This window comes from Aliirhizobium wenxiniae (assembly GCF_019511445.1).
Taxonomy (GTDB): Bacteria; Pseudomonadota; Alphaproteobacteria; order Rhizobiales; family Rhizobiaceae; genus Neorhizobium; species Neorhizobium wenxiniae_A.
On record NZ_JAEUAN010000025.1, the window covers coordinates 46297 to 72943 of the forward strand.

Consider the following 26647-nt stretch of genomic DNA (forward strand, 5'->3'; position numbering starts at 1 on the left):
AGCAAAAAACGCTGCCTTCAGCGCGCCCGAACGACCCAGGCGGGAATCATCTGGCTGACGAGCCGCGTCGTCTTGTGGCCCCTGGCCAGCATTTCGAGGCTCATACCGGACTTGGCGGCGGCAATCGCGCTCTTCTTCGGCAAGATCAGCCCGTATTCGAGCGGAGGAACGGCACGACCGATCCGCTTAAAGAACGGACGGCGGTAATTGCGCGAGGGTGAAAACCGCGCCGGTTGCTTGTGGATCGCCAGATGCTCGACCACTTCCTCGATCCAACCGCTTTGCGGACGCGCACCGGCCTCGATGAATAGCAGCCACTCACCCCGCGCGCTGCGCAGCACATCCTTGATATCCCAGTGATTGTGGAACCGGCAGCCGGCGGCATCCGCCACACGCGACGAGCCATCGCGCGACGCGTGATCAAGAATGATCACGTCACTCACGAGCCCTTCGACAGCGGCAGTGACAAGGATCGAAAGCGTCTGCGCAAGCTCGGCTTCCTGGTCCCGGCATTCCATAAAAACAGTCAGCATTTCTGACCCTTAACCCATAGAAATTGGGAAAGCCAGCAAGGAACAAAGTTTGTTCTTGCAATGTTCTCATTTCAGGAGTAGGAATTTAATCATCGAGAACGGGAAGTGATCCCGTCAGGAGCCATCAATGACAGAGCTGTCCCAACTGCGGCAGGGTGCGTTTGCGCCCGCCCATACGGCTGACATTGCCGATGCACTGGTCCAAACGTCCGGGCTCAGGATCGAGATCGATCGTCGGCGCGGCAGAGGTGCGGGCCTCAACCCGAGCGGACGCTTCGAAGAAGGCCGTCGCGAGGTTTTCGATGATGGCTGGCAGACGATCGAGGAGCTTGAACCGTTTCGCACCGAAGTGCAGGTGGAAAAGCCGAAAACGGCAATTACCCGCAATGACAGCCCCGATATTGGTTTCGACCGCTCGATCAACCCCTATCGCGGCTGCGAGCATGGCTGCATCTATTGTTTTGCCCGGCCGAGCCACAGTTTCATGGGCCTTTCGCCGGGGCTCGATTTCGAGGCAAAACTGTTCGCCAAGCCGGATGTGCCGCGTCTGCTTGAGCGGGAATTGAGCAGGCCGGATTACAAGGTGCGGGCAATCGCGATCGGTACCAATACCGATCCCTATCAGCCGATCGAGCGGGAATGGCGGATCATGCGCCAGATCCTCGAAGTGCTGCAGAAGGCCAATCATCCGGTGGTGATCGTGACGAAATCGGCGCTCGTCATGCGCGACATCGACATTCTCTCCGACATGGCGTCGAAGGGGCTTGCCAAGGTCGGGATCTCGGTGACGACGCTGGACCGCAAGCTGGCCCGAACGATGGAGCCGCGCGCTTCGACACCGGCCAAGCGGCTGGAAGCGATCAAGGCCTTGTCCGATGCCGGCATACCGACTGCGATCATGGCGTCGCCGATCATTCCGGCGCTGAACGATCACGAGATCGAACGCATTCTGGAATCCGGCCATGCGGCGGGTGCGACAGAAGCAAGCTATGTGCTTTTGCGTCTCCCCCTGGAAGTCAGCCCGCTGTTTCGCGACTGGCTGCTGCGCAATTACCCGGATCGCTACCGGCATGTCATGTCGCTGATCCGCTCGATGCGGGGCGGTAAGGATTACGATGCCGAATTCGGCAAGCGGATGAAGGGCGCCGGTCCCTATGCCTGGCAGATCGGCCGCCGTTTCGAAATGGCGACCAAGAGGCTGGGGCTTGGCCGGCGCGGCATGCATCTGCGCGACGACCTGTTCATCCGCCCCAATGGTGGCGGCATCCAGCTGTCGCTTCTTTAGAGGATAAGCATCGATCTCGTGGGACACGCAGGAAGGGAAACGTCCAAGAATGCCCGCGCATTCTGAGCCAGATTTGCTTCCAGTCCTTCGCATATCGAGTTTCGCATCATCCATGCGCCTCCCCTGAGGCAAGAGCAATTCCAGCGAAAGCGGGAACCGGTTTTGCGTCCGGAATTGCGTAGAAACAAAGAGATAGAGCAGTTTCGCGTTTCGAAGAAAGGCGGAAATTCTCTAGGCGCATTTCAACTTCGTTCTCGGTCAGGTCTCCGCCCCCTTGCCCCGCCGAGAACATTGCCCCGAGCCCGCTGCATTCAGGCAGTGGAAAGCGAAGCCGCACTCGCTTTCGGGGTTGCAGGAGATCGGGACGGCGTGCGAGCCTGCCGCCATGTTGGTTCACACGCCGCCCGATTCTCCGATGCCTTTCGATAGCCCCCTTACCTGTGATTTCAGCCTGGAACTTGCCGCCCGTAATGCCGGGCACTGGCCGGTCGCCGGAACCGACGAGGCAGGCCGCGGACCACTCGCAGGCCCCGTGGTCGCTGCGGCAGTGATCCTCGATCCGGATAATATTCCGGCCGGGCTCAACGATTCCAAGAAGCTGAGCCTCAAACAGCGCGAAGCTTTGTTTACAGCGATCATGGCGACGGCGCATGTGTCGATCGCCTCTTCCGGACCGAAGCTGATCGACGAAATGAACATTTTGCGCGCCAGCCTCGACGCCATGCGCCGCGCTGTCGCCGGTCTCTCCGTCGCGCCCGCCCATGTTCTGGTCGATGGCCGCGATGTGCCCAAGGGGCTTTCCTGCTCGGGCACGGCGGTCATCAAGGGCGACAGCCGCTCCGTCTCCATCGCCGCCGCCTCCATCATCGCCAAGGTGACGCGAGACCGAATGATGGACCGCGCCGGCCTCGTCTATCCCGCCTATGGCTTTGCCAAGCACGCCGGTTACGGCACCAAGCAGCACCGTGACGCGATCATCACAGACGGCCCCTGCCCGCTGCACCGGATGAGTTTTCGGCCGTTGAAGAAGGACGATTAGGCTTGGGCTAGGCTACTAGCCTCAAAAAAGCTCCAGAGGTAGACACCAAAGCTGCTCGCATTCACAATAGCGAGCCTCACGGCATCCGAAATATTTCACGCTGATATCTGCAGTGGTCAGAATCAGGCAGGCAGCGGATTGTCTTTCGTATTCTCTAGCATCGCGCTTCGAGCAGCTATCCAACCTTCCAAATCATCCATCCGACTCGTCCAAACATCATTGTACTCGTGATGGAAGGTGTCCATGCACAACCTAATGAGATCGAGATGGCTTTCGCCGTGACGATCCATCCATCTGTTTTGGAAATCAGTTTGGTACTCATCGCGATTTACATTGGAATAGCCGGCGAGGATTCCTTCGTAGTTTGGATGTGCGCTCTCTGAGAGCTCAGCATAAAGCTTAGCTACACCCGGATACCGTATCTCACACTTCTCAAGGATAGTGATAATGTTTAGGGACTTGTGCTCTGTAGAGCCATTACGCGAGCCGAGCAGCAGAACGCATGTTTTCTCCGAGAACACATGAAAATTGAGAGCACCCGCGAGTACTTGCTCAATTAGCTGATTTAAGTAAATCAAGATTGCTAGCGTCTCAAATCCGCTGCGTAGTAAAATGCGGGATCCAAGACCGTGCCGCTGCCGATGTAGAACGAGCGACTGCGTGATCAAATCAGTGAGCCGCCAAAATACGCACTCCCGTATCATCATGCACCGGAAAGGTGCTTTCCACTTGTGGACCAGTGGGTTACGCGAATACAGGCCAGCAACGGAAATATTCTGAAGGAGCGATGCTCGCCAATTGGCGAGATTCTGTTCAATAGTGTCCATTTGTCAGATATAGCACACCTCATCCTATCGCGTATCTAGCGCATAGCCGATCGAATGCTTCAAGTTATCTCAGCTTATACTAAGTTACGTACATTGTCTGAAAGCCCCTCCCAACACTCAGTGGCGCAACAAAAAAGCCGGGCGTTTCCACCCGGCTTTTCAAATTCCATATCCGATCGACTGATCAGTTCAGGCGCGACTGGACCTTGGCGACGGCGTCCTTGAAGAGGGCTGTCTGGGTGGGCTTGTCGGTCTTTGCAGCGATGACCTTGCCCGCGGCTTCGACTGCGATGTCGATGGCGGCAGAGCGGACGGCGGTGATGGCGTCGGCTTCGGCCTGCTTGATCTTCTGTTCCGAAAGAGCGTTGCGGCGAGCAACGAATTCCTCGGTCTTCTGGCGGGCTTCCTCGGTCAGAAGGGCTGCTTCGCGTTCGGCGGCGGCAATCAGGGCTGCAGCTTCGGCTTCGGCTTCCTTGCGCTTCTTCTGGTATTCGGCCAGCAGAGCCTGCGCTTCCTCACGCAGGCGCTTGGCCTCGTCGAGTTCGCCACGGATATTGTCGGCGCGCTTGTCGAGCGAGCGGCCCACCACACCCGGAACCTTGATGTAAACCATCAGGCCGATGAAGAGGACGAGACCGATAAGGGCCCAAAATGTTGCGTCCATGGATCAGGCTCCCGTCTTGGCAGCTGCGACAGCAGCCTTGATGTCGTCGCCGGTGGCCTTGCCGCCGATCAGCTGATCGACGATCGCGGTCGCGGTGTCTTCGGCAATCGCGCCCACTTCGGCAAAAGCCTTGGACTTGATTTCGCCGATGCGGGTTTCAGCTGCAGCGAGCTTGGCAGCAAGCTCCGCCTCGATCGCGGTGCGATCGGCAGCGGCCTTCGCCTTGGCGTCGTTACGGGCAGCGTCGGCAATGCCGTTTGCCTTGGAACGGGCTTGGGCCAGTTCCTTTTCATAGGTCTCGACGGCAGCGTCGGCTTCCGCCTTCAGGCGGCCGGCTTCTTCGAGGTCGCCGGCGATACGGCCCTTGCGATCTTCGATGATACCGCCAACGCGCGGCATGATGACCTTCTGAATCACGAGATAGAAAAGGCCGAAAGTGATGGCGAGCCAGAGCAGCTGCGATGCGAAATGCGACGAGTCGAATGGCGGGAAACCCGCAGACTCGTGCTCTCCGCCGTGAGCGACGCCGGTTTCGGTATGAACCTCGCCTGCGGGCGCAGCAGGCGTTTCAGATGCGGCCGGCGCGGTCTGCGCGTATGCCGAGGTCACGAACATCATCACCTCCAGGTGAATTCCATATAAAGTGGATCACGGCTCACCGTTGCCGGCCGGCCGTGATCCTATCCTATGCCGCTAGACGATAGTCTTAGACAGCGAACAGGAGAAGGAGAGCTACGAGCAGCGAGAAGATGCCCAGAGCTTCCGTAACGGCGAAGCCGAAGATCAGGCGGCCGAACTGGCCATCCGCAGCCGACGGGTTACGCAGAGCGCCCGACAGGTAGTTGCCGAAAATCGTGCCGAGGCCGATGCCTGCGCCACCCATGCCGAGGCATGCGATACCTGCGCCGATGTACTTTGCTGCTTCCGCGTCCATGATGAACTCCTTCGAATGGTTTGTTGCGGCTTTGGACTGGTGCTGGAAGCACCAACGACTTTATTTCTCAGTGACCGTCCGGATGCAGGGCATCGTTCAGGTACATGCATGTCAGGACTGCGAAGACGTAGGCCTGAAGGAATGCAACGAGAAATTCCAGACCAGTCAGAGCGACGGTCATGATGAGGGGCAGGATGGCCGTACCAATGCCGAGTGCGCCGAGTGCGCCGAGCGAGGTGACGAAGCCTGCGAAAACCTTGAGCGTGATGTGGCCAGCCAGCATGTTGGCGAAAAGACGAACCGAGAGGCTGATCGGGCGGGCGATGAAGGAGATGACCTCGATCAGAACAACCAGCGGCAGAAGCGCTCCGGGAACGCCCGACGGCACGAAAAGCTTCAGAAAGCGAAGACCGTGCTTGGCAAAACCGTAAACAACGACGAGACCGACAACCAGGATCGACAGGGCGAAGGTGACGATGATCTGGCTGGTGACGGTGAAGAAGTAAGGGAACATGCCGATCAGGTTCGCCGTCAGGATGAACATGAACAGCGAGAAGACCAGCGGGAAGAATTTCATGCCGTGGCTGCCCGCACCTTCTCGCAACATATTTGCGACGAATTCATAGGACATTTCGGCAACCGACTGCGCGCGGCCCGGGATCAGCGAGCGCTGCGAGGTGGAGAAATAAAGGAAGCCGGCTGCAACTGCGACCGTCGCGACCATGAACAGGGAAGCATTGGTGAAGGAGAAGTCGACGCCACCGATCTCGATCGGAACGATCTTGCTGATCTGGAACTGATGGATCGGATCGTTTGCCACCGTCTACCCTCTTTCGTTCACCGCTCATGCGGCCTGTTTTGACGAGACGAGAAAACTCGTCTCACTTTTTGTCCTGATTGCTTCGGCCATCAAGATGCGGCGGCTGAGCCACCATACCCACGGCGCGGAGCACACTTAACACACCGGCACAAAATCCGAGGAGGACAAAAAGTATCATCCCCCAAGGTTTTGAGCCGATGGCCCAATCGATCAGATAGCCTATGACACCGCCGACGGCGATGGCAGAAATGAATTCGGAGGATATCTTCAAACCGAGCGCCATGCCCTTGCGGCTGGCTTCCGATTGTCCGTTTCTCCGATCCTCTGCAGCACTTTCGGCTTTTCTGTCAGCCAGGGCTGAAGAAAGGCGTTTACGGCGCTCATCAAGACCATCATCAGGCTCGTTCATCGCGTCCTCCATCACCGGCTCTCCCGCGCGGCGAAGCCACACGACGGTTAGCGAGGGATTTCGCGCCTTCCGGCCCTCTTTCAAGTGCGCGCAACATAGTTTTCACCGCCTTGCTAGTCAAGGCGCTGAACAAGCTTGCCCCAAGGGTTTTAAAGCTAATGAATTCATCGCCTTAAAGCTTAGGCGGCAGGATAGCGAATAAAACTGATGCGGGAATCAACGGCCGATAGGGCGCTTGTATCAGCTCCAACCACCACCATAGGTTCTGTAGAAGACATGCAGACCGATGCGACCCACCTTCTTCATTGTCTTCGCCCAGTTCGGGCGGACATAGGTTGCGTGATAATGTGTCGCGGAACCGACCTCTGGCAGCCAGATCTTGCCGGCAGTCGTGGCCATGGCCACCTCACGCGCCACTTTCCAATGATCGCCTGAGCGAACGCGGTCCTTGATGTTGTCGCAGGCGAAGGAAAACTGGCAGCGGTTGCGCCAGTCTTCGTTCTGGTAGACGACATCACAGATTGTCGAAGGATAGGCCGGATTGCGCACGCGGTTGAGGATAACCTGGGCTACGGCCGCCTGTCCGCGCACCGATTCGCCTCTCGCCTCGAAATAGATGCCGGAGGCCAGGCATTGCTGCTGCTTGGACGAAAAAGAATCAGCCGGCAGCGGGTTTGCCGCCCAGGCGTGATCCTGCGGGCCGATCGGCGGAATGAAACGCCCGGCCTCGGGCTTGCTCAGAATCGCATCGAAAGGCGACTGGCGGGAGAAATCCGGAGCGGATGAGGCATAGGCCGTCGCCAGAATGTCTGCCCGGTCGTTGGTAACAAGGCTGGCGATCATCGGCGGCAGGCTCTTTTCCTTCACCTCATCCTTGCGGAAGTAGAATTCTGCGACCTCGACCGGCTGCTGAGTGGCCTGCTCGCCCTTGTCGACCTTGACGAAGGCGGTCATCTCGTCTTCCTCGTCTACAGGCTTGGTCAACGAACTTGAACGCTCAAGGATGGAGCCGGCGGAAAATGCCTTCGGCGGCAGCATCGGCATGACGGCAACGATCCGGCCCTTCTTTTCGGAACGGTTGATGCGGTCCTCGTCGGGCGTGCCCTCCCCTGGCTTGTCCTTGTCGGCCAGAGCCACCTTGCGCCCGTCCGGCAGAACGACACCCGCATCGCCACCCAGCACATGCGAACCACCCGGGAAGGCGATCGAGGCGGCGTGAAGCGATCCGGCCGGCGACTGGGTGATCACCATGCGCCAACTTTCGGAAGATCCGTTGCGGCCGGCAAAAAGGTCGGTGAGATCACCCTGGGACGGCACTGCCGGGAAGGCCAGCCAGGCGGTAAAGCCCAGCAGAACCGGAGAGGCCAACCTGTCCCAACGCGGCAGGGACCTCTTACGCAGAACTCTTTTCGAACGCAAAACGGCAACTCCACAAGGTAACCATAGAGGCCTGCCAGCATTCCCAATGGAGCCGACAGGGCAGCGACTATGGTTGAAGAATGAATCATTAACCTTGATGAGCGGTTAACGCGCAGGGCGGAAAGCCTTGCAGCGCAAGCTTGTTCAGCACACCCGCATTTAACAAAGGCGTGAATGTTGCCGCCGGGACACGCGCAGGCGGTGGCTTCGTGCCGATCAGATGATCACATGCGCGCCGAGTTCGACCACACGGTTGGCCGGTAAATGGAAATAGTCGGACGGGTCGGTCGCGGCATTGGCCATGGCGATATAGAGCCTGTCCTGCCACATGGGCATGCCCGATTGGGCATCCGGGATAAGCTTGCGGCGGCCGAGATAAAACGAGGTCGACATGATGTCGAATTTGAAGCCGGTCCTGCGCAGATAGGCCAAAGCCTGGGAGACATTGTGCGACTGCATGAAACCGTAGCGCAGCTCGATCACGGTGAAGCGCTCGGAGATTTTTTCGACCCGATATCGCTCATCGATCGAAACGCGCGGCTTGTTGACCGTGCGGATCGTCAGGATGACGTTCTTTTCGTGCAGGACGTGGTTGTGCTTGATGTTGTGGAGGAGTGCGGCAGGCGCTGTTTCCGGGTCGCTGGTCAGGAAGATCGCGACGCCGGGCACGGATACCGGGGCATGGTCCGATTTCTTCTCCACCATGGGCACGAAGGCTTCGAGCGGAACATCGATGCGGCGGGTCTTTTCAAACAGGATCGCGGTGCCGCGTTTCCAGGTCCACATGATGAGGGTGAAGAACGCGGCCATCATGGCCGGCACCCAGCCGCCGTCATGGATCTTCAAAAGGTTCGCGCCGAGAAAGACCAGTTCAAACGCCAGCAGCGGCGAAAGGACTGCGATCGCTACCGTCTGCGGCCACATCCAGCGCAGCCGGACGAATTCGAAGGCCATCAACGTCGTTACCACCATCGCGCCGGTGACGGAGATGCCATAGGCGGTGGCCAATGCCTCCGAGCTTTCGAAACCGACCACGAGCGCGATGACGCCGGCAAGCAGCAGCGTGTTGACTGCGGGCAGGAAAATCTGCCCCGTATTGGTCTCCGAGGTGAAGAGGATCTGCATGCGCGGCAGGTAGCCCAGATGGATCGCCTGGCGCACCAGCGAAAAAGCGCCGGTGATCACCGCCTGGCTGGCGATGATGGTTGCAGCGGTCGCCAGAAGGATGACCGGGATCAGCGCCCATTCGGGAAACATCAGATAGAAGGGATTATTCATCGCTTCCGGATGCTGTAGCACCATGGCGCCCTGCCCCAGATAGTTCAGCGTCAGCGCCGGATAGACCAGCAGGAACCAGGCCAGCTGGATAGGCTTGCGGCCGAAATGACCGAGATCCGCGTAAAGCGCCTCAGCCCCCGTAACAGTCAGGAAGACCGCGCCGAGAACGACGATGCCGGCAAAGCCCTCGCGCAGCATGAATTCCATCGCGTACCAGGGATTGAAGGCTCGAAGAATGCTGAGATCATCGGCAATATGCACCAGCCCGATCGCCGCCATGACGATGAACCAGAGCGCGGTGATCGGGCCGAAGAAGCGGGACACAAGCGCAGTGCCCTTCGACTGGATGGCGAAGAGTGCGATCAGAATGATCACGGAGATCGGCAGAACGGCATTGTCGAGCTTCGGCGTCACCAGTTTCAGGCCCTCGACCGCTGACATGACCGAAAGCGCGGGCGTAATCATCGCGTCGCCGAGGAAAAGGGCAGCGCCGATCAGGCCGAGCAGCATCAGCATGGCGCGTTGGCCATTGGCCGATTTGGTCAACAGCGCCAGAAGCGAGAGCGTGCCCCCTTCCCCGTCATTATCGGCCCTCAAGAGGAAGATCACGTATTTCAGGGTGACGATGATCGTCAGCGTCCAGATCATCAGCGAGATGAGGCCGATGATCTCCATATGCGTCACGCCATCATTGGCGACGGGCTTCAACGCCTCGCGGAAGGCATAGAGCGGGCTTGTGCCGATATCGCCGTAAACCACGCCGACAGAGCCGAGGGTGAGCGCGAACAGGCTGTGGGTGCGCGTCTTTTCAGCAGCGTGATGTTCAGCGGGGTGACCCATGGAGTGCCTGACCTCAGTCAGCCTTTCAGGAGACGACGGACAATGGATTGGATAGCGGCATGCGGAATGGAGCGGGCGGAGTTCCAGACGACGTTTCGAAATAGCGGGTCTTGATCAGTCTCAACTTGCTGTCCGAGAACGGCCTGCCTGCCGCCAGCTTTTAAAGCGAGGCGTATGCAAGATGGCGATTGCCAAGGTCGGGAGGCGGGGTGCCCCGGACAATGCAGAGAAAATGGCGCTTCAAAGCGCTGTTCGCAAGAGGCTTGCGGCGATCGGCCACAAGCCCTCCGACTATTCGAAAACGATCGATGGCGCCTTGCGGCGGGACCCTTGCGAGAGCTGCGCCCAAACCTTGGCGGCAATTTCCTTGTAGATGCCGGTAATCTCACCATCCGGCTCGGCATGCACGATCGGCGTCCCGAGATCGGAGCGCTCGCGGATATCCATCGTCAGCGGCACTTCGCCAAGGAAGGGAACGCCGATCCGTTCGGCCTCTGCGCGAGCGCCGCCATGGCCAAAGATGTCGTAACGCTTGCCGGTATCGGGCGCGAGGAAATAGCTCATGTTTTCGACAATGCCGAGAAGCGGGATTTCCACCTTGCGGAACATGGTCACGGCCTTGCGGGCATCGATCAGCGCCAGATCCTGTGGCGTCGAGACGATCACCGCGCCGGCGAGCGGCACCTGCTGGGCCATGGTCAGCTGGGCATCGCCGGTGCCGGGCGGCATGTCGACGACGAGAACATCGAGATCGCCCCAGGCGACTTCGCGCAACATCTGCAGAAGCGCCGACTGGACCATCGGGCCGCGCCAGATCATCGCGGTTTCCTCATCAACGAGGAAACCCATCGACATGGCCTTGAGACCGTAATTCTCCATCGGCTTGATCAGCCGGCCGTCGATCTGTTCCGGCCTGCCGGAAATCTTCAGGAGCCGCGGCACGGAGGGGCCATAGATATCCGCATCGAGAATGCCGACGCGCAGGCCGTTCGCCTGCAGTCCGAGGGCGAAATTGACAGCCGTGGTGGATTTGCCGACACCGCCCTTGCCGGATGCGACTGCGATGATCGCGCCGACGCCGGGCACGCCGGCCTTTACATTGCCGGGACCGCGGGACGGGCCGCCTGCGGGCGCATGCGAATGGGAATGATTGGGCGCCTGCGGGGCCGGAGGTTGCTGCGGCGCGGCAGACGCCTTGCGATCCGCAGTCAGCGTGACCAGCGCGCCCTTGACGCCCGGCACGGCCGTAACCGCCTTTTCAGCGGCCAGCCGCAGGGGTTCGAGTTCCTGAGCCTTGTCGGAAGGCACGGTGATCGAAAAATAGACCTTCCCATCGGAGATGAACACATCCGATACCATGCCACGGGTTACGAGGTCGCTTTGCAGATCCGGACTGCGAACCTTGGCGAGCGCTTCCAGCACCTGGTTCTTCGTAACATCCGGCATATCGAACTCCTGCTTGCCATCTCGCGCATGCCGGGTTTACAGCCCCGGCGCACATTCCTGGCTGTTATATAGGAGTTGCGGCTGCATACCGGCAAGATGAATAAAGCCGCTGCCCGGATGGCAGCCCTTAGGCGCGCTTTCCGGACAACGGCTTTTTTCTTGGTCGCGTCTCTTGGTACGCTTTTTGAAGTCCCCTCTGGACCTGTTTCTAAGCAAGCATGAAACGTGCCAGTCTGAAAGAGGGCTTTTTCGAGCTTTTTCGGAGTGTTTTTCAGAATAAACGTCGAAGAATCTGGCATTCCGCACTGCAGCAAACAGTGACCGCACACCATTTGTGCAGATTAGAGAAAGCCTATTTAATCAGCCCGATACGCAAAGCCTTGGCAACAGCCTGGGTGCGATTGACGGTGTCGAGCTTCTTTGCTGCCCGGTTCAGGTAATGATTGACGGTATGCTCGGAGAGACCGAGGATATCGGCGATCTCGGCACTCGTCTTTCCGGCGGCTGTCCAGGTGAGGCAGTCGATCTCGCGGTCCGTCAGAAGATCGGCGCTTCGCACATCGAGCGTCCGGATTTCGGCCAGCCGATCAAAGATGTGGATTGCCGCAAAGGTGAGTTCCAAAAGATGCTGGCGGTCCGGTTCATCGCCCATGCCGCCAACCACGACAGCCCCTCTGGCTCCCGCCGTATCATGGACCGGGATGCAGGCGCCGCGTGCTATGCCGAATTTTGCGAATACGGCTGCCATTTCCGGCGTTTCGGCATCACGCTCCAGATCGAACGAGAAGGGCACGACCGAGCGGCGCAGCTGGCGCAGAACAAAGCTTGAGCGGATCAGGCCTTCACGGTCAAACAGCGACACGAGTTCGGCCGGCCAGTTGTTGATGATGGCACTGCCGGAAAGGCCGAGCGCAGTTGCCGGAGGCAGGTTCAGAACCATGAAGTTCTTCAGGCCGTAGGACTCGACAAGCTTCTTTGTAAAACGGAAGACATCGAACTGGGTCTTTAAGCCTGAGATTTCTTCGACGTTTACGTCGAAGGTCATCAGTTCGGCGGCCGTTTCCGTTTTGGACATTTTTTTGCTTCTCTGTTCCGAATGCGCAGGATTACCGGCGCAAGCACACGAATCATTCAGGTGATTTTCGGAGATCGCTCAGTGGGAGAAAAGGCAAAAGCTGCAAGTTCCCTGCATTTCTTCCCGCATCGCGTGTCTTACAAGATCGAGAGCTTCCACTGCAGACTTAAAAGAGTTGTTAATTTTTCGGGCGATCAACATTTTTATCAATACTGACATGTAATCGCCTTAGCAGACTTTGTGAGGATGCAACATGGGGGAGTTATTATTAGCTGGGGATGAAATACATACTGACACGCATAAGTGGACAGTTGCGTCGCGATGTGGCGAATAGACACCCGGAAAAGCATCATCGCAGCCGGGAGGAAAAAGATGGCAACCATTCATCCGTTCAAAGGCAGCATCCTGTCTTCTACTTTGTGTGACCTGGGCGAAGGGATCAGCTTCGAAACCGAGACCAATACGCTGTGGTGGTGCAACATCCTCGGCAAGGCGCTCCATTCGCTCGATATGGCAAATGGCAGCGAAACCATTCATCCGCTCCCGGTCATGGCAAGCGTCGTCTCACGCATCGATGCAGATCGCCAATTGATCGGAAGCGACAAGGGCCTGTTCATTCGCAACCGGACAACCGGCGCGCTTTCACCGCATTGCGAACTGGAGCCCGGCAATGCCGGCAACCGTTCCAACGACGGCCGGGTCCACGCTTCGGGCAGCCTGTGGATCGGCACGATGGGGCGCACCGCAGCCGATGGTGCGGGCGCAATCTATCACGTTGCCAAGGGCGTGGTGACGAAGCTTTACGACCAGATCAGCATCTCGAACTCGATCTGCTTTTCCCCTGACGCTGCGACGGCCTATTTCGTCGATACGCGCGGCAATCAGTTGATGAAGGTTGCAATCGACCCAACGACCGGCCTGCCGACCGGCAAGCCTTCCCTTTTCGTTGACGGAAGCGCCGAGCCGGGCGGGATCGACGGGTCGATCTGCGATGCGAACGGTCATGTGTGGAATGCGCGCTGGGGTGAAGCGGCGCTCGACCACTATGATGCCGATGGAAGCCTCATCGAGCGATACCTGCTGCCGGCCAAGCGCACGACGTGCCCGGCCTTTATCGGCAACGGCCGGATCGCCGTAACCTCCGCATGGGAAGGGCTGGATGATGCCGGCCGCGCGGCGGATCCGAGTGCCGGCGCGACATTTGCGATCGAGACCGAAGCGCAAGCCAAATACGATCCTGCCTATCGTCTTTGAGCCCTGCAGTCACCGTTCGGCTCACAATTTCGTCAGTCTAAAAATGCGTCAATTCGGGAACAAATCCTGCTCCCCTTTGTTTGTCCTATCGAACCGCCACCGAGACGACCTCCCGGTCAGGGAGCGGTTTTATTGAACGATAACAAACGGAAAAGGCAGGAACACCATGAAGAAGACCCTTGGAGTACTCATCGCGGCCACGCTCATGACGTCCACCGCCCTTGCACCGGCATTCGCGCAGACCAACAATGCCGCGCCGGCAACTCCGGCTGCCCCCACGGCACCGGCCGAGACCAACACGATGGCCCCTGCGGCCCCGGCTGCCGGCTCGACCACCACGTCTGCAGCGGCTGATGCGTCCTATCTGACTGAGCAGGCAGCAACCCAGGTCAGCGCCAATGATTACATCGGCAAGCAGATCTACAATGCCGGCGACGAGAGCATCGGTAAGGTCAACAACCTGATCCTCGAAGAAAACGGCGGCATCGTCGCAGCCGTGGTTGGTGTCGGCGGCTTCCTTGGCATCGGCGCGAAGGATGTGGCGCTGCCGATCAGCAAGGTCAGCATGACCCGCGATGCAGCCAACAACGACGTGCGCCTGACCACGACGGAGACAGCCGAAGCGCTGCAGGCCGCGCCGGAATTCAAGACGCTGGGCGACAAGCAGGCTGAGACCGACGCAACCACCACATCGTCCACAACGATGACGCCGGCTGAACCTGCTGCGCCGGCAGCCCCTGCCACGGGCGGCGACACCAACTCGTCAACGGCTCCGAAGCCTTAAGCTTCAAGCCCGGAACGAGCCATCCGCCACGCGTGATGCGATGAGGAGGAAGAAGGGCGGTGCCGCGGCGCCGCCCTTTCGTCTTTTTACAAAAGCGAACAGAGCCGCAGCGCGTCGTAAATGGCGGCATGGATGTTGCGGCTCGATACCGCATCACCGATCCTGACGAGATCGAAGGCGGCACCTTCATTCTTCACAGACAACGGCGCGCGGCGGTCGATCAGGGCGCGGTAATCCACTGCTCCGAGATTTCTCGACAGCGGCTTCAATGCCAGAAACAGGTCGGCATTGACTGCTGTGCCATGTTCCACCACGACCTGGCCGACCTGACGCTCGACGGTGACGGGCGAATAATCCGAACCGAGCACGGCAGTCAGCCCGTTGCCATTGCGCCACACGGATTTCAGCCGGGTGTTGATGGTGACCTTCACATTCCTTTCCGCAAAGATTTTCGCATAGGGCACATGGTTCATGCCGCCCATTTCGGGGGCGAAAAAACGCTCGGGAGAGACCAGTTCCAGTTCGGTGCCGCTCGATGCGATGAGTTCGGCCGCACTCATGCCGGGATGGCCGCCATTGTCGTCGAAGAGGAGAACCGGCGCCTGGGGCTTCACTGTTCCTGCGAGAATATCCCAACTTGAGGTGACGAGATCATCGCCCTCCTCCAATTCAGGCAGTTGCGCAAAGCCCCCGGTCGCGACTACGACGAGGTCAGGATCGAGCGACAGGACATCATCCTCCTCGGCATAGATGTCGTAGCGGATCTCGACACCAAGGCGTTCGAGTTCCGACAGGCGCCAGTCGATGATGCCGATCATTTCGCGGCGGCGGGGATTTCTGATCAGAAGATTGATCTGGCCGCCGGCCTCTCCCGTCGCCTCCAGCACAGTCACCGAATGACCGCGCTCCGCCAGAACCCGCGCCGCCTCCAGCCCCGCCGGTCCCGCCCCGACGACCACCGCGCGTCGGGCTTCTTTCGCAGGAGCGATATCATGGGAAATCAGCGCCTCGCGGCCGGTCGCCGCATTGTGGATACAGAGCGCTTCGCCGCCTTCATAGATTCGGTCCAGACAGTAAGTCGCGCCGACGCAGGGGCGGATGCGCGCCTCTTCGCCGCGCATGATCTTCCTGACGATATGCGGATCGGCGATATGGGCGCGGGTCATGCCGACCATATCGAGCTTTCCTTCGGCGATCGCGTGGCGGGCGGTCGCGACATCGGCGATGCGGGCCGCATGGAAAACCGGAAATTTCGTCGCCGCCCTCACCTCGCCGGCGAAATCCAGATGCGGAGAGGCGCGCATGCCCTGGATCGGGATGACATTGTTGAGATCGGCGTCGTGATCGATATGGCCTCTTATGACATTGAGGAAATCGACATTGCCGGACGCGACCAGCCGCTTTGCGATTTCGATCCCTTCCTCACGTGACAGGCCCTTTTCCCAATCTTCATCGGCCACGAGGCGAATGCCGACGATGAAATCCGGCCCCACCGATTTTCGGACCGCCTTTAGCACCATGTCGGAAAAGCGCATGCGGTTTTCCAGCGAACCACCGAACTCATCGTCGCGCCTGTTGGTGGCCGGCGACCAGAACTGGTCGATCAGATGACCATAGGCCTCGATCTCTATCCCATCGAGACCACCTGCCTGCATGCGGGCTGCGGCATCGGCATAATCGGCCACGATCCGCTCGATATCCCAGTCTTCCATCTCCTTCGGAAAGGCGCGGTGGGCGGGCTCCCGTATCGGCGAAGGGGCAAGGACCGGAAGCCAGTTACCCTTGTTCCAGTTGGTGCGCCGGCCGAGATGGGTGAGCTGGATCATCACCGCCGTGCCAAGCTCATGACAGTCGTCGGTCAACCGCTTCAGCCACGGAACGATCTCGTCCTTGTAGGCGAGCAGATTTCCGAAGGCGGGCGGACTGTCGACAGAAACGCTGGCGGAGCCCGCAGTCATCGTCATGGCGATGCCGCCTTTGGCCTTTTCCAGATGATAAAGCCGATAGCGATCCTTCGGCATGCCGTCTTCCGAATAGGCCGGTTCATGCGCCGTCGACATGATGCGGTTTTTCAGCGTCAGATGCCTGAGCTGATACGGCTGCAGAAGCGGATCGTTGGATATCTGTTTTTCGGATATCGACATGGGGGCGCTCTCGTTCAGTCGAGAGCGGATCATCGCCGAGGAGCCGTCATTGCGCGACAATCAGAAGCGGCGCAGGGTGTCTGCAAAGCGGCATTCGGAGACGCTGGCTTCAGATCGCTCGCGCAGCCTCCTTTGCCTCCTGTTCGGCCGAAATTCTGTCGTTGCCGGAAGTGAAACTTCGCCGTCTGCCCCTGCCAGACACAGGAGAATATTGCGGACGCGAGGAGCCGGTATCCATCTCTAGAGACCGGCCGGAACGTTTCCAGGCTAAATTGATGACGCCGTCACGAGAGGTTCAGGTCCAAACCGAGCATCGAGCTCAGGACGAAGGCGAAAAGCCCTACGGCCAGCAGCGCCAGCACGAAAACTGCAGCCATCGTGCCACCCGTGCGCAGCAGCGTTCGCCTCTCGCCCTTTTTTCCCTGATCGTAATGCCACTTGATGGCGAAGAACATGGCCAAGCCTAACGCAAGAGCCTTAAAGATAACGAAGACTATAGGAACCCAATCCATATCGAAGACTCTCGTGAGCATCAGCTCAGCGCCTTATGATCTCATCCTAGGCAAACGCATAGCTCTTATTATGCAATGCTGACATGTAATCGCAGATGGAGGCTTGTAGAATTGTATCGCTGGGTTCTGCGATTGATGGCAATGGGCAGCCCCGCGGGATCGCCGCTGCCGACCGCACCGCTCAGATCCGCTCAAGCGCCAAGAAGTCGTGATAGTGGTCCTGCAGATAGCGCAGCGTGGCGGCGCCATCGACCGGGCGGCCGTAGTGATAGCCCTGCCCCATGCCGCAGCCGAGCGCGCGCAGCATGTCGACATCGGCTTGTTCCTCGATGCCTTCGGCGACGACGGAGAGATCAAGACCCTGGCACATGGCGATGATGGCACGCACGATATGTTCCGACGCCCGGTCGGAGGTGATGCGCGAGATGAAGGCGCGGTCGATCTTGACCTTGTCGAAGGTGAAGTCACGCAGCCGGCCAAGGCTGGACTGGCCGGTGCCGAAATCATCGAGCGAGATGCGGACGCCGGTTGCGCGCAATTCCGAGATGATGCGCTGAGCGGTATCGGCCGAGGTCATCACCGCGGTTTCGGTGATTTCCAGTTCGACACGTCGCGGATCGAGACCGACACGCGAAAGGGTCGACAAGATGTTGCTCGATGTGCCCGGATCCATCAGCTGGGCGGAAGAGAGATTGAACGACAGGAAAAGCTCGCGCGGCCATGAGAGCGCCGCCTCTGCCGCCTTGCGCAGCAGCGTGTCCGACAGCGCATCGATAAAGCCGCGCTCCTCGGCCAGCGGCACGAAAACGGCGGGCGAGACGAAACCGAGATCGGCATCACGCCAGCGCGCCAATGCCTCGAACCCTGCCACCATGCCGTCGCGGATGCGCACGATAGGCTGGAAATGGACATCGACCGCGTCGGTGATGATCGCATTGCGCAGCGCCTGCTCGATCTGCGTGGCGCGCTTCATTTCCTGGGCGATTTCGGTGGAATAGACGGTGATCTGGGCGCGGCCGCGGCGCTTGGATCGATAGAGGGCCGTTTCGGCGCTCTTCAGCAGGTTTTCGAATTCCTCACCTGCGAAAGGATAGATGGCAAAACCGAAGGATGCCGAGAGGCGAACATTGCGGTCGCCCAGATCATAGGGAGCGGATAGCACATCCTTCATCATCTGACCGATGCGCTCCGCCCCTAGCCGCTCGAAGACGAGAGGTAGGACAAAAGCGAATTCGTCGCCATCATGGCGCGTCACGGTCGCGCCGTCGGGCATGCAGGCCTTCAGGCGATGGGCGACCTGGCAGAGGATCTCGTCGCCGGCTTCCGAACCGAAGAGATCGTTGATCGGCTTGAAGCCATCGAGATTGGCGATGCAGATGGCAAAAGGGGCAGGATCGTCGGCGCGCTCCGCCGCAAGTGCGCGCACCTTGTCGCGCAACCGGTAGCGGTTGCCCAGGCCCGTCAACGGATCGCTGTAGGCCATGGCCTGCAGCTCGTTCTGGCTGACGTGCGGCAATGGGTTGCCCGCTGGCTTCATAAAAAATCCTGCTTGTCGAAACGAGCGCAGGATGCGGGAGAAAGATTAAGAAACTCTGCCGGTGTATCAGCTTATGGCACAACTACTAATAAAAGAGATCAGGCTTCGGCCTCGATCTCGTCCTCGACAGAGGCCAGATAGCGCTGGAAGACCATATCGAGCGCTTCGGGGCTGATCGGCTTCAGGATCACATCATTCATGCCGGCATCGATACAGGCTTCGCGGTCGCGGTCGAAAGCCTGCGGCAGGACGCCGATGATCGGCACCGCCTCGGCCCCATCCTCCAAAGCGCGGATCGCGGCGGAGGCCTCGAAACCCGTCAGCTTGGGCAGGGTGACATCCATCAGGACGAGCCGAGGCGAATGTTCGCGCCACAGGCGGACCGCCTCTTCACCATCGACGGCAAGCACATAACGATAGCCAAGCCCCTCGATGATCTGGGAAAAGACGATCTGGTTGACCTCGTTGTCCTCGGCAACCAGAACGTCGACGCTCCCGTCCCTGGGCCCCGATTGAAGATGCGGCTCTTCGATCGATGGCAAATCCACTTCTTCCACCGGCTTGCCAAGCTCATTGCCGACCAGAACCGGCAGATCGAGCCCGAGAGAGGTGTCGGAGACGCGCAGTGCTGTTACGCCATAGGCTTCGGCAATTTGCGTCAACTCCGCCGGCATGCGGGCATCGATGACGACAAGATCGATGCGGACATCGGCTTCGGCAGCAAGCTGCAGAAACAGGGTGAACTCATCAGCATCCGCGGCGGCGGAGACGTCAGCGGCTTCCCGGGCCAGAACATCGATTGCCTCGGCCACCGTATCGGCGAAACGGCTGACAATAAGGATCTTTGCGCCGGCAACGGCGGAAACGGGGGCGAGCGGCGAAGCGGGAGCGGGCTCGCGCGTCATGTCGATCGGGACGAAGCCTGCGGCCCATTCGCTCGATTGCAGCGCGTGGTCGGCATTGGCGCCGGCGGCAATCGAAGACACATCCTGCTTGACCGTCACGAGATAATAGCGGCCCGGCTTGCCGATACGGTATTTATGGACGATCGTCAGAACCGTCGATCCGTCCGGACGGGTAATGCGCTCGGGAAGCTGGATGGGCTCGCCGGTCTCATAGACATGCTGGTTGATCGGGACGAGGCGATCCTCGAAGGCCTTGTTGTTGATGTCAGATCCCTTGTGACCAAGGATCGCATCGGCTGGCAGATCGAGAAAGTCGCAATTGGCCTTGTTGACCGCGACGAAGGTGGAATTGCGGTCCTTGACGCTGATCGGAAAGGGCAGGTTGTCGAGGACTTCTTCCGTCACCTGGACACGTTCCGTGTCGAGCCGCCACTGTTCCTCACGCTTCTTCTGCTCGGAAACATCCTTGATGACGCAGATTCCGTAACCGGACGGGAGACGCCGCTTGGCGATATTCAGCCAACGGTCGGGGCCGGGGCGCTCGAGGCTTTCGGAGCGTTCCTTCCAGAGGCCGGCGATCTGTTCGGCCACCCAATCCTCGCGGCTGAGCGCGCGGCGATAATTGTGGGTGTCGGCGACGAGACGAATGCCGGCGTCATACATGGCGGACAGAAGGTCGCGGATACGGGTTCCCGGCACGAGAAGACGAGGCTGCACGCGTGTAATGCTCGCGATCTGCTGGCTGGCAAATACGACAAGATCGTTCCGGTCATAGAGCAACACGGCCGCAGACAGGCCTTCGGCCAGTGCTTCCAGAATGGCAGTCTGAATGTTCGGATCCGCCGTGTCCAAATCATTCATGGATGAAACTCCGTATGCTTTCAGGACGGCTTTTGGCCAATCCCGGTCAGCCGATTCAACATTCGATCGGCAAAACTTCCTTCACGCTCGTCAGTAGGGAACATGCTGGCTGCAAGTCATCAACGAAGGACCAGCTTGTTGTGGCGGTGCCCAGCTGGCCGCCACTTTGGTCATTCGCGAAGAGCAGAGATACTCTCCCGGATTCATCCAATTTCTATAGAGGAACCTAGCTCGTTTACCTTAAGGCCGGATTAATGGCGTTTCCTGTTGAGACGATTGGCGAGGATAATTGTGTCGCAGGCCTTTTCTCCGACAGCAGAATCCCCGAAAATGAGATCATGTCCGTAAAACTCCTGCCTGAAACACTGATCAACCAGATCGCCGCCGGTGAAGTCATCGAACGGCCCGCGAGCGCGACCAAGGAATTGATCGAAAACGCGATCGATGCCGGTGCAACACGCATCGAAATCGCCACGGCCGGCGGGGGAAAGAGCCTCATTCGCGTCACCGACAATGGATCGGGCATGGATGCCGCGGATCTGGAACTGGCAGTGCGCCGCCATTGCACGTCGAAAATCTCCACGACACTGGACGACATCCACACGCTTGGCTTCCGCGGTGAAGCGCTGCCATCGATCGGCTCGGTCGCACGGCTGACGATCACCAGCCGCCGTCATGGTGATCCGTCCGGTTTTCAGGTTTCCGTCGATGGCGGCAAGGCCTCTCCGGCCAAGCCGGCACCGGCCAATCAGGGCACGGTGGTCGAAGTGCGCGACCTGTTCTTTGCCACCCCTGCCCGGCTGAAATTCATGAAAACCGAGCGAGCGGAAGCGGCGGCGATCACCGAAGTCGTCAAGCGCATGGCGATCGCCTTCCCGCATATCCGTTTCGTGCTGTCCGGTTCAGACCGCTCGACGCTGGAAATTCCGTCAACCGGCGAAGACCATCTTGCCCGCATGGCGCAGATCCTCGGGCCCGAATTCAAGGAGAATGCGATCGAGATCGATGCCGGGCGCGAGGATGTGTCGCTGTCGGGCTTCGTCGGCGTGCCAACCTTTCACCGCGGCAACTCGGCGCATCAGTTCGCCTTCGTCAACGGCCGCCCGGTGCAGGACAAGCTAATCCTGTCAGCGATCCGCGGCGCCTATGCCGAACAGATGCCGGCGGGGCGTTATCCGGTCGCGGTGCTTTCAATCGATCTCGATCCCGCCTTTGTCGACGTCAACGTGCATCCGGCTAAGGCCGACGTGCGCTTCCGCGACCCGCAGCTGGTGCGCGGGCTGATCGTCGGGGCGATCCGTCAGGCGCTGCACCGCGAAGGCGACCGCGCCTCGACGACCGGGGCGGCCGCCATGCTGCGCGCGTTCCAGTCTGGTTCGTTTCAAGAAGCTCCTGCGCAACAGGGTTTCTCCGAGACTGCCGGATCAGGGTTTCCGCAGCGCTCCTATCCGCTTCCCCCCCCTCCGCAACAGAACTGGACCGCATCGTCTTCCCCTTCCCGGCCGCTCGATCTGGCGGCGGTACAAGCTTATCAGTCACGTCCGACACAGGCCGGTTTCGATGCGTTTTCCGCTCCGACAGCACGGGCCGATGTCATCGAAGAGAGTGCCTATGTTCCGGAGACCACCGCTGCTGGTTATCGTCTTGGCGCTGCCCGCGCTCAGGTGCACGAGAACTATATCGTCGCACAGACCGAAAAGGGGCTGGTGATCGTCGATCAGCATGCGGCGCATGAACGGCTGGTCTATGAAAGCCTGCGCAAGGCGCTGGAAAACGACCGGCTCGCCTCCCAGGTTCTGCTGATCCCCGAAATCATCGATCTGCCGGAAGAGGATTGCGACCGGCTGATGGTGCATGGAGAAGAACTCGACCGTCTCGGCCTTGCGATCGAGCGTTTCGGTCCGGGCGCGGTCGCCGTGCGCGAAACGCCGGCGATGCTGGGTGAAGTGGATGCAAGTGCGCTTGTCCGCGATCTGGCCGACGAGATTGCCGAATGGAACACGGCAAGCGGGCTTAGAAACAAGCTCGAATATATCGCTGCGACCATGGCCTGCCATGGATCGGTCCGCTCCGGGCGGCGGCTGAAGCCCGACGAGATGAACGCTCTTCTGCGCCAGATGGAAGCGACACCCGGATCGGGCACCTGCAACCACGGGCGGCCGACCTATATCGAACTCAAGCTTTCTGATATAGAGCGGCTGTTCGGGCGCAGTTGATAAGCGCTCTGGTAATCGCAATTGGTTCGGGGTAGAGGGGACCGATGTTTTTTCGCAGGAGAAGAGTAATGAACCGGTTTGAGGGAAGCGGCTTTCGCGAGGCCAAGATCCGCTATCTCGACGGTGACTACCAGATCCTGAGTGCCGGCTCATACGTGACCTGCGCCGCAACTGGCGTGCATATTCCGGTCGACGAACTGCGTTACTGGAGCGTTGCGCGCCAGGAAGCCTATGTCGATTGCGCAACCTCGCTCGAAGCCGAAAAGCGCGCCGGCACGCTGCCGAACCAAAAGGTGGGCTAACTCTCAGCCCTTGGCCGCGCCTTCGCGCAGCCGTCTTTCGCGAAAATTGTTGAATGCCGTCTCGATCATGGCCGCGGGGCCGTTCGGATCGTCGAAAACCATGTCGACCTCGACGATCTTCGATCTCTCCAGCAATGTTTGGGCCGGGCCGGAATGGCCGGCGAGACGGGCGGCGTCCTTGGCCGTGGTGGCAAGGATCAAGCCTTCGCGCTCGGCGTCATCGAGCAGCGACTGGATCTCGTCCCCGGTGAAATAGTGGTGGTCGGGGAACGAGCGGCTGGTCGAGATCATCCCGCCGATGGAGCGGACGGTGCGATAGAATTTTTCCGGATCGGCGATGCCGGCATAGGCCAGCACGTTCTTGCCCGCCAGAGCTTCGTGCGGACGGGGCTGCAGGGTCGCCACATGGATTGCCTTGCCGGCGCGGGCCGCCTTTCGGACAAGCGTATCGGCCGCGTCTCCATTGCCGACCTTGAGGATGGCGGAGAGCTGGTGCATCTGCTCGGCGATCGGGGCGCGGACCGGGCCGCCCGGCACGAGGTGGCCGTTGCCGATGCCTCTTACGCTGTCGATCACGACCAGAGCGAAATCCAGATGCAGGCGTGCGCTCTGGAACCCGTCATCCATGATGATGAGGTCAGCGCCTTCGGCCGCCAGTTTACGCGCACCGTCGACACGCTTGCGCGAGATCACCGTTATCGCCTCGGCTGCCAGAAGCAGCGCCTCGTCACCCACGGCATCGGCCCGATGGCGATCAGGGTCGACCAGCGTCGTCACATCCAGCGAGCCGCCATAACCGCGGGTCAGGAAACCCGGCCTATGGCCCATCGCCTTGGCAGCCCTTGCGAGCGCAATCGAGGTCGGGGTCTTTCCGGCGCCGCCGACGGTGAAATTGCCGACGCAGATGACGGGGATCGGCGCGGAAGCGCGTTTGGCCCTGCGCATCGTGCGCCCCGCAATGGCGCCGTAGATTGCCGAAAACGGCATCAGCGCGAATGCGCGCCAGTCAGCCTTTTCCCACCAGAAAGGCGGCGCTTCAGAAACCATCGTGGCTAATCTCCCGCGGAAACGGCGCTGGACGAAGCCGGAGCGAAGATGATGTCAGAAACCGCGGTAATATCGGCGAGGCAATGGTCGGCAAGGGCGGAAAGCGTCTGGCGCGTTCCGGTGCCGGTCAGGACGGCGAGGTTGAGCCCAGCGCCTGCGGCGCGGCCCATATGCATGTCGTGATTGTTGTCACCCACCATCGCGACTTCCGCCGGCTGAAGACCGACGGCCTTGCAGAAGGCGAGCATCATGCCCGGCTGCGGCTTGGTGCCGAAACCGCTATCGTAACCAGCGATGAAATCGACATGTCCGGCGATGCCGAAGCTCTCGGCCATGCGGCGGATCGCCTTTTCGTTGTCGCTCGAGGCGATGCCGAGTTTCAGGCCGCGTGCCTTCAGATCCGAAAACACAGAAGGAAGATCGGCGACCGGCACGGAGAATTCCGCGGCGCGCAAGAACAGGGCGTCGAGTTCGCTGGTCAGATCAGCCACATCGAGCGGCGATCCGGCAGCGACGAAACCTTCGGCGATCTCGGCGGAATTGCCTGCGGCAAGCAGGCTGTCGGCCATGGTCTTGCCCGTGTCCGGATCCATGCCGCCTGCGAGAAGGAGAACAGGTTCGAGCGCCGCATTGCCGGCTGCGGCGATGCGGGCAGCCTCGCGGTTCACCGGTCCCCAACTTTCGTCGTAACGGATGAGCGTGCCGTCCTTGTCGAAGAGAATGCCCGCAATCGCGGGAGGAGCGGTCACCGGCCGTTCCCGATTGCGGCGGCCTTCGGCTGCAGGCGCGCCGTGACAGTCAGCGGATTGATATAGGGTTCGAGCGCCTTGATGGTTTTGGCAAGCGCGCCACGCATGTCTTCCATCGCATCGATCCCCGCATCCACCATCTTGGCACGGGCGGCATCGGTGATCAGCAGGTAATGGACAGCCTTGGCCAGCATCTCGACATCCTTGACCACCCTTGCCCCGCCCTTGCGGACGAGATGCTGATAGGCGTCGCGGAAATTCTGGATATTCGGTCCGGTGAGGACAGCACAGCCGATCATGGCCGGTTCCAGCGGGTTCTGGCCGCCTTCATTGGTCAATGAGCGGCCGACGAAGGCGATCTGCGTCAGGCGCAGGTAAAGTCCCATCTCGCCGATGGAATCGCCGAGGAAGATATCGGTTTCCGGCGTCAGCTCGTCATTGCGCGAACGACGGGCGACCACGAGGCCCTCTTCCTTGAGCATGGCTTCGATCGCATCTGCCCGATCGGGATGGCGCGGCACGATGATGGTCAACTGACCGTTTTTCGGCTTCAGCGCCCGGTGAACGGTCGCGGCGGCCTTTTCCTCACCGTCGAAAGTAGAGATCGCAGCCCAGGTCTTGCGATCGCCGATCTCGGCCTTGTATTTCGCCAGAAGCAGTTCATCGCAGGGCGGCGGATCGGTATCGCTTTTCAGGTTGCCGGAGACGATGACAGGCCAAGCACCGAGATCACGGAAGCGTTCGGCATCGAGATCGGACTGGGCAACGACAAGCGCCATCTTTTCAAACAGCGCCTCAGCCATCTTGGCGTGATTGCTCCAACGGCTGAAGGAACGGTCCGAAATGCGGGCATTGACGCGGATCTGCGGAATACGGCGGCGCGCGAGTTCTGCAACGGTTGTCGGCCAGATTTCGGATTCCGCCGTGATGCAGGCATCCGGCTTCCAATAGGCGATGAAACGCTTGATCGGGAATTTCACGTCGACCGGCACGTATTGATGAATGACCTCGCCACCAAGTCGCGCTTCGACAAGAGCCGCAGAGGTGACCGTACCGGTCGTCAGCACGACATGGATTTCGCGGCGTCGCAGCTCGCGGATCAGCGGCAGGATGGAAAGCGTTTCGCCGACACTGGCCGAATGGACCCAGACCAGGGGGCCGTGAGGGCGCGGATGGCTGGCATAACCCAGCCTTTCAAGCCGTCTCGAACGGTCTTCCTTGCCCTTCATCGCCCGGAAGGCCAGATAAGGGCCGGCTAAAGGATAGAGCGCCACGCCTGCAAGGCGATAGCCGGCAAGAGCCATGCGCGCCGCAGCACCGCTCATCGCTCCCGCTCCATATCCATGCCTAGCGCCATCAATACCTCACCCCGGAGCACAGTTTAGCCCGACTTAACTGCTTCATAAATGCGTCAAAAAAGCGGGCTTCAGGTGAAGCTCGCCATAACCTGAAGCCCTATCATATTTTCGGCGCCTTGTGTCAGGCCTATTTGTTTTCAGGGTCCAGAAGGCGGTGCATATGGACGATGAAGTAGCGCATTTCAGCGTTATCCACAGTCGACTGCGCCTTCGCGCGCCAAGCGGTCAGCGCCGTGGCGTAGTCGGGATAGATACCGACGATGTCGAGGGCAGACAAATCCTTGAACTGGACACCGTCCAGGCTCGAAAGCTCGCCGCCGAATACCAGGTGCAAGAGCTGCTTCTTTTCGCTCGATTGCGTCATTTCAAAATCCGTCCATCTCTTGAATAGAAGCCCTTCCTCTGCGGC

At 59.8% G+C, this 26647-nt stretch carries 25 protein-coding genes; 6 read left to right on the plus strand and 19 right to left on the minus strand.

What is annotated here, in order from left to right; genetic code table 11:
- Positions 1–17: 17 nt before the first annotated feature.
- Entirely contained in the window at positions 18–533 is a 516-nt protein-coding gene (locus JNB91_RS24940) for a glycosyltransferase family 2 protein (protein WP_220328177.1), read from the minus strand.
- A gap of 127 nt (positions 534–660) precedes the next feature.
- On the opposite strand from JNB91_RS24940, the gene JNB91_RS24945 reads away from it, so the two are divergent.
- Positions 661–1818 carry a PA0069 family radical SAM protein gene (locus JNB91_RS24945; RefSeq protein ID WP_220328178.1) on the plus strand — a complete coding sequence of 386 codons (1158 nt, stop codon included), beginning with the start codon at positions 661–663 and terminating at the stop codon, positions 1816–1818.
- Positions 1819–2203: 385 nt separating this feature from the next.
- Positions 2204–2857 carry a ribonuclease HII gene (locus JNB91_RS24950; RefSeq protein ID WP_220328179.1) on the plus strand — a complete coding sequence of 218 codons (654 nt, stop codon included), beginning with the start codon at positions 2204–2206 and terminating at the stop codon, positions 2855–2857.
- A gap of 122 nt (positions 2858–2979) precedes the next feature.
- Here the strand turns inward: JNB91_RS24950 and JNB91_RS24955 are convergent, their stop codons facing one another.
- The 10 genes from JNB91_RS24955 to JNB91_RS25000 form a co-directional block, all read right to left on the minus strand.
- Entirely contained in the window at positions 2980–3684 is a 705-nt protein-coding gene (locus tag JNB91_RS24955; RefSeq protein ID WP_220328180.1) for a hypothetical protein, read from the minus strand.
- Positions 3685–3868: 184 nt separating this feature from the next.
- Positions 3869–4348: a F0F1 ATP synthase subunit B gene (locus tag JNB91_RS24960; RefSeq protein ID WP_220328181.1), complete on the minus strand. Its 480-nt coding sequence runs from the start codon at positions 4346–4348 to the stop codon at positions 3869–3871.
- A gap of 3 nt (positions 4349–4351) precedes the next feature.
- Complete coding sequence (locus JNB91_RS24965; RefSeq protein ID WP_220328182.1) at positions 4352–4963, minus strand: F0F1 ATP synthase subunit B; 612 nt, start codon at positions 4961–4963, stop codon at positions 4352–4354.
- 91 nt (positions 4964–5054) lie between these two features.
- The gene (locus JNB91_RS24970; RefSeq protein ID WP_112455014.1) at positions 5055–5282 is read right to left on the minus strand and encodes a F0F1 ATP synthase subunit C; all 228 of its coding nucleotides are present in this window, start codon (positions 5280–5282) and stop codon (positions 5055–5057) included.
- 67 nt (positions 5283–5349) lie between these two features.
- Complete coding sequence (locus tag JNB91_RS24975; RefSeq protein WP_220328183.1) at positions 5350–6102, minus strand: F0F1 ATP synthase subunit A; 753 nt, start codon at positions 6100–6102, stop codon at positions 5350–5352.
- 61 nt (positions 6103–6163) lie between these two features.
- Positions 6164–6523 (minus strand): AtpZ/AtpI family protein, encoded by a 360-nt coding sequence (locus JNB91_RS24980; RefSeq protein WP_223218376.1) that lies wholly within the window; start codon positions 6521–6523, stop codon positions 6164–6166.
- Positions 6524–6751: 228 nt separating this feature from the next.
- A complete protein-coding gene (locus JNB91_RS24985) occupies positions 6752–7930 on the minus strand; it encodes a cell wall hydrolase (RefSeq protein ID WP_220328184.1) in 1179 nt (392 codons plus the stop codon).
- Between the two features lie 216 nt (positions 7931–8146).
- Positions 8147–10048, minus strand: a complete 1902-nt coding sequence (locus JNB91_RS24990; protein WP_220328185.1) for a potassium transporter Kup — start codon at positions 10046–10048, stop codon at positions 8147–8149.
- Between the two features lie 291 nt (positions 10049–10339).
- The gene (locus JNB91_RS24995) at positions 10340–11494 is read right to left on the minus strand and encodes an Mrp/NBP35 family ATP-binding protein (RefSeq protein WP_220328186.1); all 1155 of its coding nucleotides are present in this window, start codon (positions 11492–11494) and stop codon (positions 10340–10342) included.
- A 352-nt stretch (positions 11495–11846) separates the two neighbouring features.
- Positions 11847–12569, minus strand: a complete 723-nt coding sequence (locus tag JNB91_RS25000) for a helix-turn-helix transcriptional regulator (RefSeq protein ID WP_223218377.1) — start codon at positions 12567–12569, stop codon at positions 11847–11849.
- A gap of 372 nt (positions 12570–12941) precedes the next feature.
- On the opposite strand from JNB91_RS25000, the gene JNB91_RS25005 reads away from it, so the two are divergent.
- Both JNB91_RS25005 and JNB91_RS25010 read left to right on the plus strand, forming a co-directional pair.
- Positions 12942–13823 (plus strand): SMP-30/gluconolactonase/LRE family protein, encoded by an 882-nt coding sequence (locus JNB91_RS25005; protein ID WP_220328187.1) that lies wholly within the window; start codon positions 12942–12944, stop codon positions 13821–13823.
- 166 nt (positions 13824–13989) lie between these two features.
- Positions 13990–14607 carry a PRC-barrel domain-containing protein gene (locus JNB91_RS25010; RefSeq protein WP_220328188.1) on the plus strand — a complete coding sequence of 206 codons (618 nt, stop codon included), beginning with the start codon at positions 13990–13992 and terminating at the stop codon, positions 14605–14607.
- 86 nt (positions 14608–14693) lie between these two features.
- Here the strand turns inward: JNB91_RS25010 and JNB91_RS25015 are convergent, their stop codons facing one another.
- The 4 genes from JNB91_RS25015 to JNB91_RS25030 all read right to left on the minus strand — a co-directional run bounded on the left by JNB91_RS25015 (position 14694) and on the right by JNB91_RS25030 (position 20566).
- Positions 14694–16751: an NADH:flavin oxidoreductase gene (locus JNB91_RS25015; protein ID WP_222857626.1), complete on the minus strand. Its 2058-nt coding sequence runs from the start codon at positions 16749–16751 to the stop codon at positions 14694–14696.
- Positions 16752–17035: 284 nt separating this feature from the next.
- Positions 17036–17263: a hypothetical protein gene (locus JNB91_RS25020; protein ID WP_220328225.1), complete on the minus strand. Its 228-nt coding sequence runs from the start codon at positions 17261–17263 to the stop codon at positions 17036–17038.
- A 181-nt stretch (positions 17264–17444) separates the two neighbouring features.
- The gene (locus JNB91_RS25025) at positions 17445–18800 is read right to left on the minus strand and encodes a putative bifunctional diguanylate cyclase/phosphodiesterase (RefSeq protein ID WP_220328189.1); all 1356 of its coding nucleotides are present in this window, start codon (positions 18798–18800) and stop codon (positions 17445–17447) included.
- A 98-nt stretch (positions 18801–18898) separates the two neighbouring features.
- Positions 18899–20566 carry a response regulator gene (locus tag JNB91_RS25030; protein ID WP_220328190.1) on the minus strand — a complete coding sequence of 556 codons (1668 nt, stop codon included), beginning with the start codon at positions 20564–20566 and terminating at the stop codon, positions 18899–18901.
- Between the two features lie 338 nt (positions 20567–20904).
- On the opposite strand from JNB91_RS25030, the gene mutL reads away from it, so the two are divergent.
- Together mutL and JNB91_RS25040 are read left to right on the plus strand one after the other, a co-directional pair.
- Complete coding sequence (gene mutL, locus JNB91_RS25035; protein ID WP_220328191.1) at positions 20905–22782, plus strand: DNA mismatch repair endonuclease MutL; 1878 nt, start codon at positions 20905–20907, stop codon at positions 22780–22782.
- 68 nt (positions 22783–22850) lie between these two features.
- Entirely contained in the window at positions 22851–23084 is a 234-nt protein-coding gene (locus JNB91_RS25040) for a DUF2093 domain-containing protein (protein WP_220328192.1), read from the plus strand.
- Positions 23085–23087: 3 nt separating this feature from the next.
- On the opposite strand, the gene lpxK is transcribed toward JNB91_RS25040, so the two are convergent.
- From lpxK to JNB91_RS25060, 4 genes are all read right to left on the minus strand, one after another.
- Entirely contained in the window at positions 23088–24131 is a 1044-nt protein-coding gene (lpxK, locus tag JNB91_RS25045) for a tetraacyldisaccharide 4'-kinase (protein ID WP_220328193.1), read from the minus strand.
- 5 nt (positions 24132–24136) lie between these two features.
- Entirely contained in the window at positions 24137–24880 is a 744-nt protein-coding gene (locus JNB91_RS25050; protein ID WP_220328194.1) for an HAD family hydrolase, read from the minus strand.
- The gene (gene waaA, locus JNB91_RS25055; RefSeq protein ID WP_220328195.1) at positions 24877–26205 is read right to left on the minus strand and encodes a lipid IV(A) 3-deoxy-D-manno-octulosonic acid transferase; all 1329 of its coding nucleotides are present in this window, start codon (positions 26203–26205) and stop codon (positions 24877–24879) included. Before waaA ends, JNB91_RS25050 begins: the two co-directional genes overlap by 4 nt.
- Before the next feature lie 160 nt (positions 26206–26365).
- Positions 26366–26602 carry a DUF4170 domain-containing protein gene (locus JNB91_RS25060; RefSeq protein WP_220328196.1) on the minus strand — a complete coding sequence of 79 codons (237 nt, stop codon included), beginning with the start codon at positions 26600–26602 and terminating at the stop codon, positions 26366–26368.
- Positions 26603–26647: the final 45 nt, after the last annotated feature.

Coding starts and splice junctions, on each gene's coding strand:
- JNB91_RS24940 (WP_220328177.1), bottom strand. CDS start 533: ATGCTGACTGTTTTTATGGAATGCCGGGACCAGGAAGCCGAGCTTGCG.
- JNB91_RS24945 (WP_220328178.1), top strand. CDS start 661: ATGACAGAGCTGTCCCAACTGCGGCAGGGTGCGTTTGCGCCCGCCCAT.
- JNB91_RS24950 (WP_220328179.1), top strand. CDS start 2,204: ATGTTGGTTCACACGCCGCCCGATTCTCCGATGCCTTTCGATAGCCCC.
- JNB91_RS24955 (WP_220328180.1), bottom strand. CDS start 3,684: ATGGACACTATTGAACAGAATCTCGCCAATTGGCGAGCATCGCTCCTT.
- JNB91_RS24960 (WP_220328181.1), bottom strand. CDS start 4,348: ATGGACGCAACATTTTGGGCCCTTATCGGTCTCGTCCTCTTCATCGGC.
- JNB91_RS24965 (WP_220328182.1), bottom strand. CDS start 4,963: ATGTTCGTGACCTCGGCATACGCGCAGACCGCGCCGGCCGCATCTGAA.
- JNB91_RS24970 (WP_112455014.1), bottom strand. CDS start 5,282: ATGGACGCGGAAGCAGCAAAGTACATCGGCGCAGGTATCGCATGCCTC.
- JNB91_RS24980 (WP_223218376.1), bottom strand. CDS start 6,523: ATGGAGGACGCGATGAACGAGCCTGATGATGGTCTTGATGAGCGCCGT.
- JNB91_RS24990 (WP_220328185.1), bottom strand. CDS start 10,048: ATGGGTCACCCCGCTGAACATCACGCTGCTGAAAAGACGCGCACCCAC.
- JNB91_RS24995 (WP_220328186.1), bottom strand. CDS start 11,494: ATGCCGGATGTTACGAAGAACCAGGTGCTGGAAGCGCTCGCCAAGGTT.
- JNB91_RS25000 (WP_223218377.1), bottom strand. CDS start 12,569: ATGTCCAAAACGGAAACGGCCGCCGAACTGATGACCTTCGACGTAAAC.
- JNB91_RS25005 (WP_220328187.1), top strand. CDS start 12,942: ATGGCAACCATTCATCCGTTCAAAGGCAGCATCCTGTCTTCTACTTTG.
- JNB91_RS25010 (WP_220328188.1), top strand. CDS start 13,990: ATGAAGAAGACCCTTGGAGTACTCATCGCGGCCACGCTCATGACGTCC.
- JNB91_RS25015 (WP_222857626.1), bottom strand. CDS start 16,751: ATGTCGATATCCGAAAAACAGATATCCAACGATCCGCTTCTGCAGCCG.
- JNB91_RS25020 (WP_220328225.1), bottom strand. CDS start 17,263: ATGGATTGGGTTCCTATAGTCTTCGTTATCTTTAAGGCTCTTGCGTTA.
- JNB91_RS25025 (WP_220328189.1), bottom strand. CDS start 18,800: ATGAAGCCAGCGGGCAACCCATTGCCGCACGTCAGCCAGAACGAGCTG.
- JNB91_RS25030 (WP_220328190.1), bottom strand. CDS start 20,566: ATGAATGATTTGGACACGGCGGATCCGAACATTCAGACTGCCATTCTG.
- mutL (WP_220328191.1), top strand. CDS start 20,905: ATGTCCGTAAAACTCCTGCCTGAAACACTGATCAACCAGATCGCCGCC.
- JNB91_RS25040 (WP_220328192.1), top strand. CDS start 22,851: ATGAACCGGTTTGAGGGAAGCGGCTTTCGCGAGGCCAAGATCCGCTAT.
- lpxK (WP_220328193.1), bottom strand. CDS start 24,131: ATGGTTTCTGAAGCGCCGCCTTTCTGGTGGGAAAAGGCTGACTGGCGC.
- waaA (WP_220328195.1), bottom strand. CDS start 26,205: ATGAGCGGTGCTGCGGCGCGCATGGCTCTTGCCGGCTATCGCCTTGCA.
- JNB91_RS25060 (WP_220328196.1), bottom strand. CDS start 26,602: ATGACGCAATCGAGCGAAAAGAAGCAGCTCTTGCACCTGGTATTCGGC.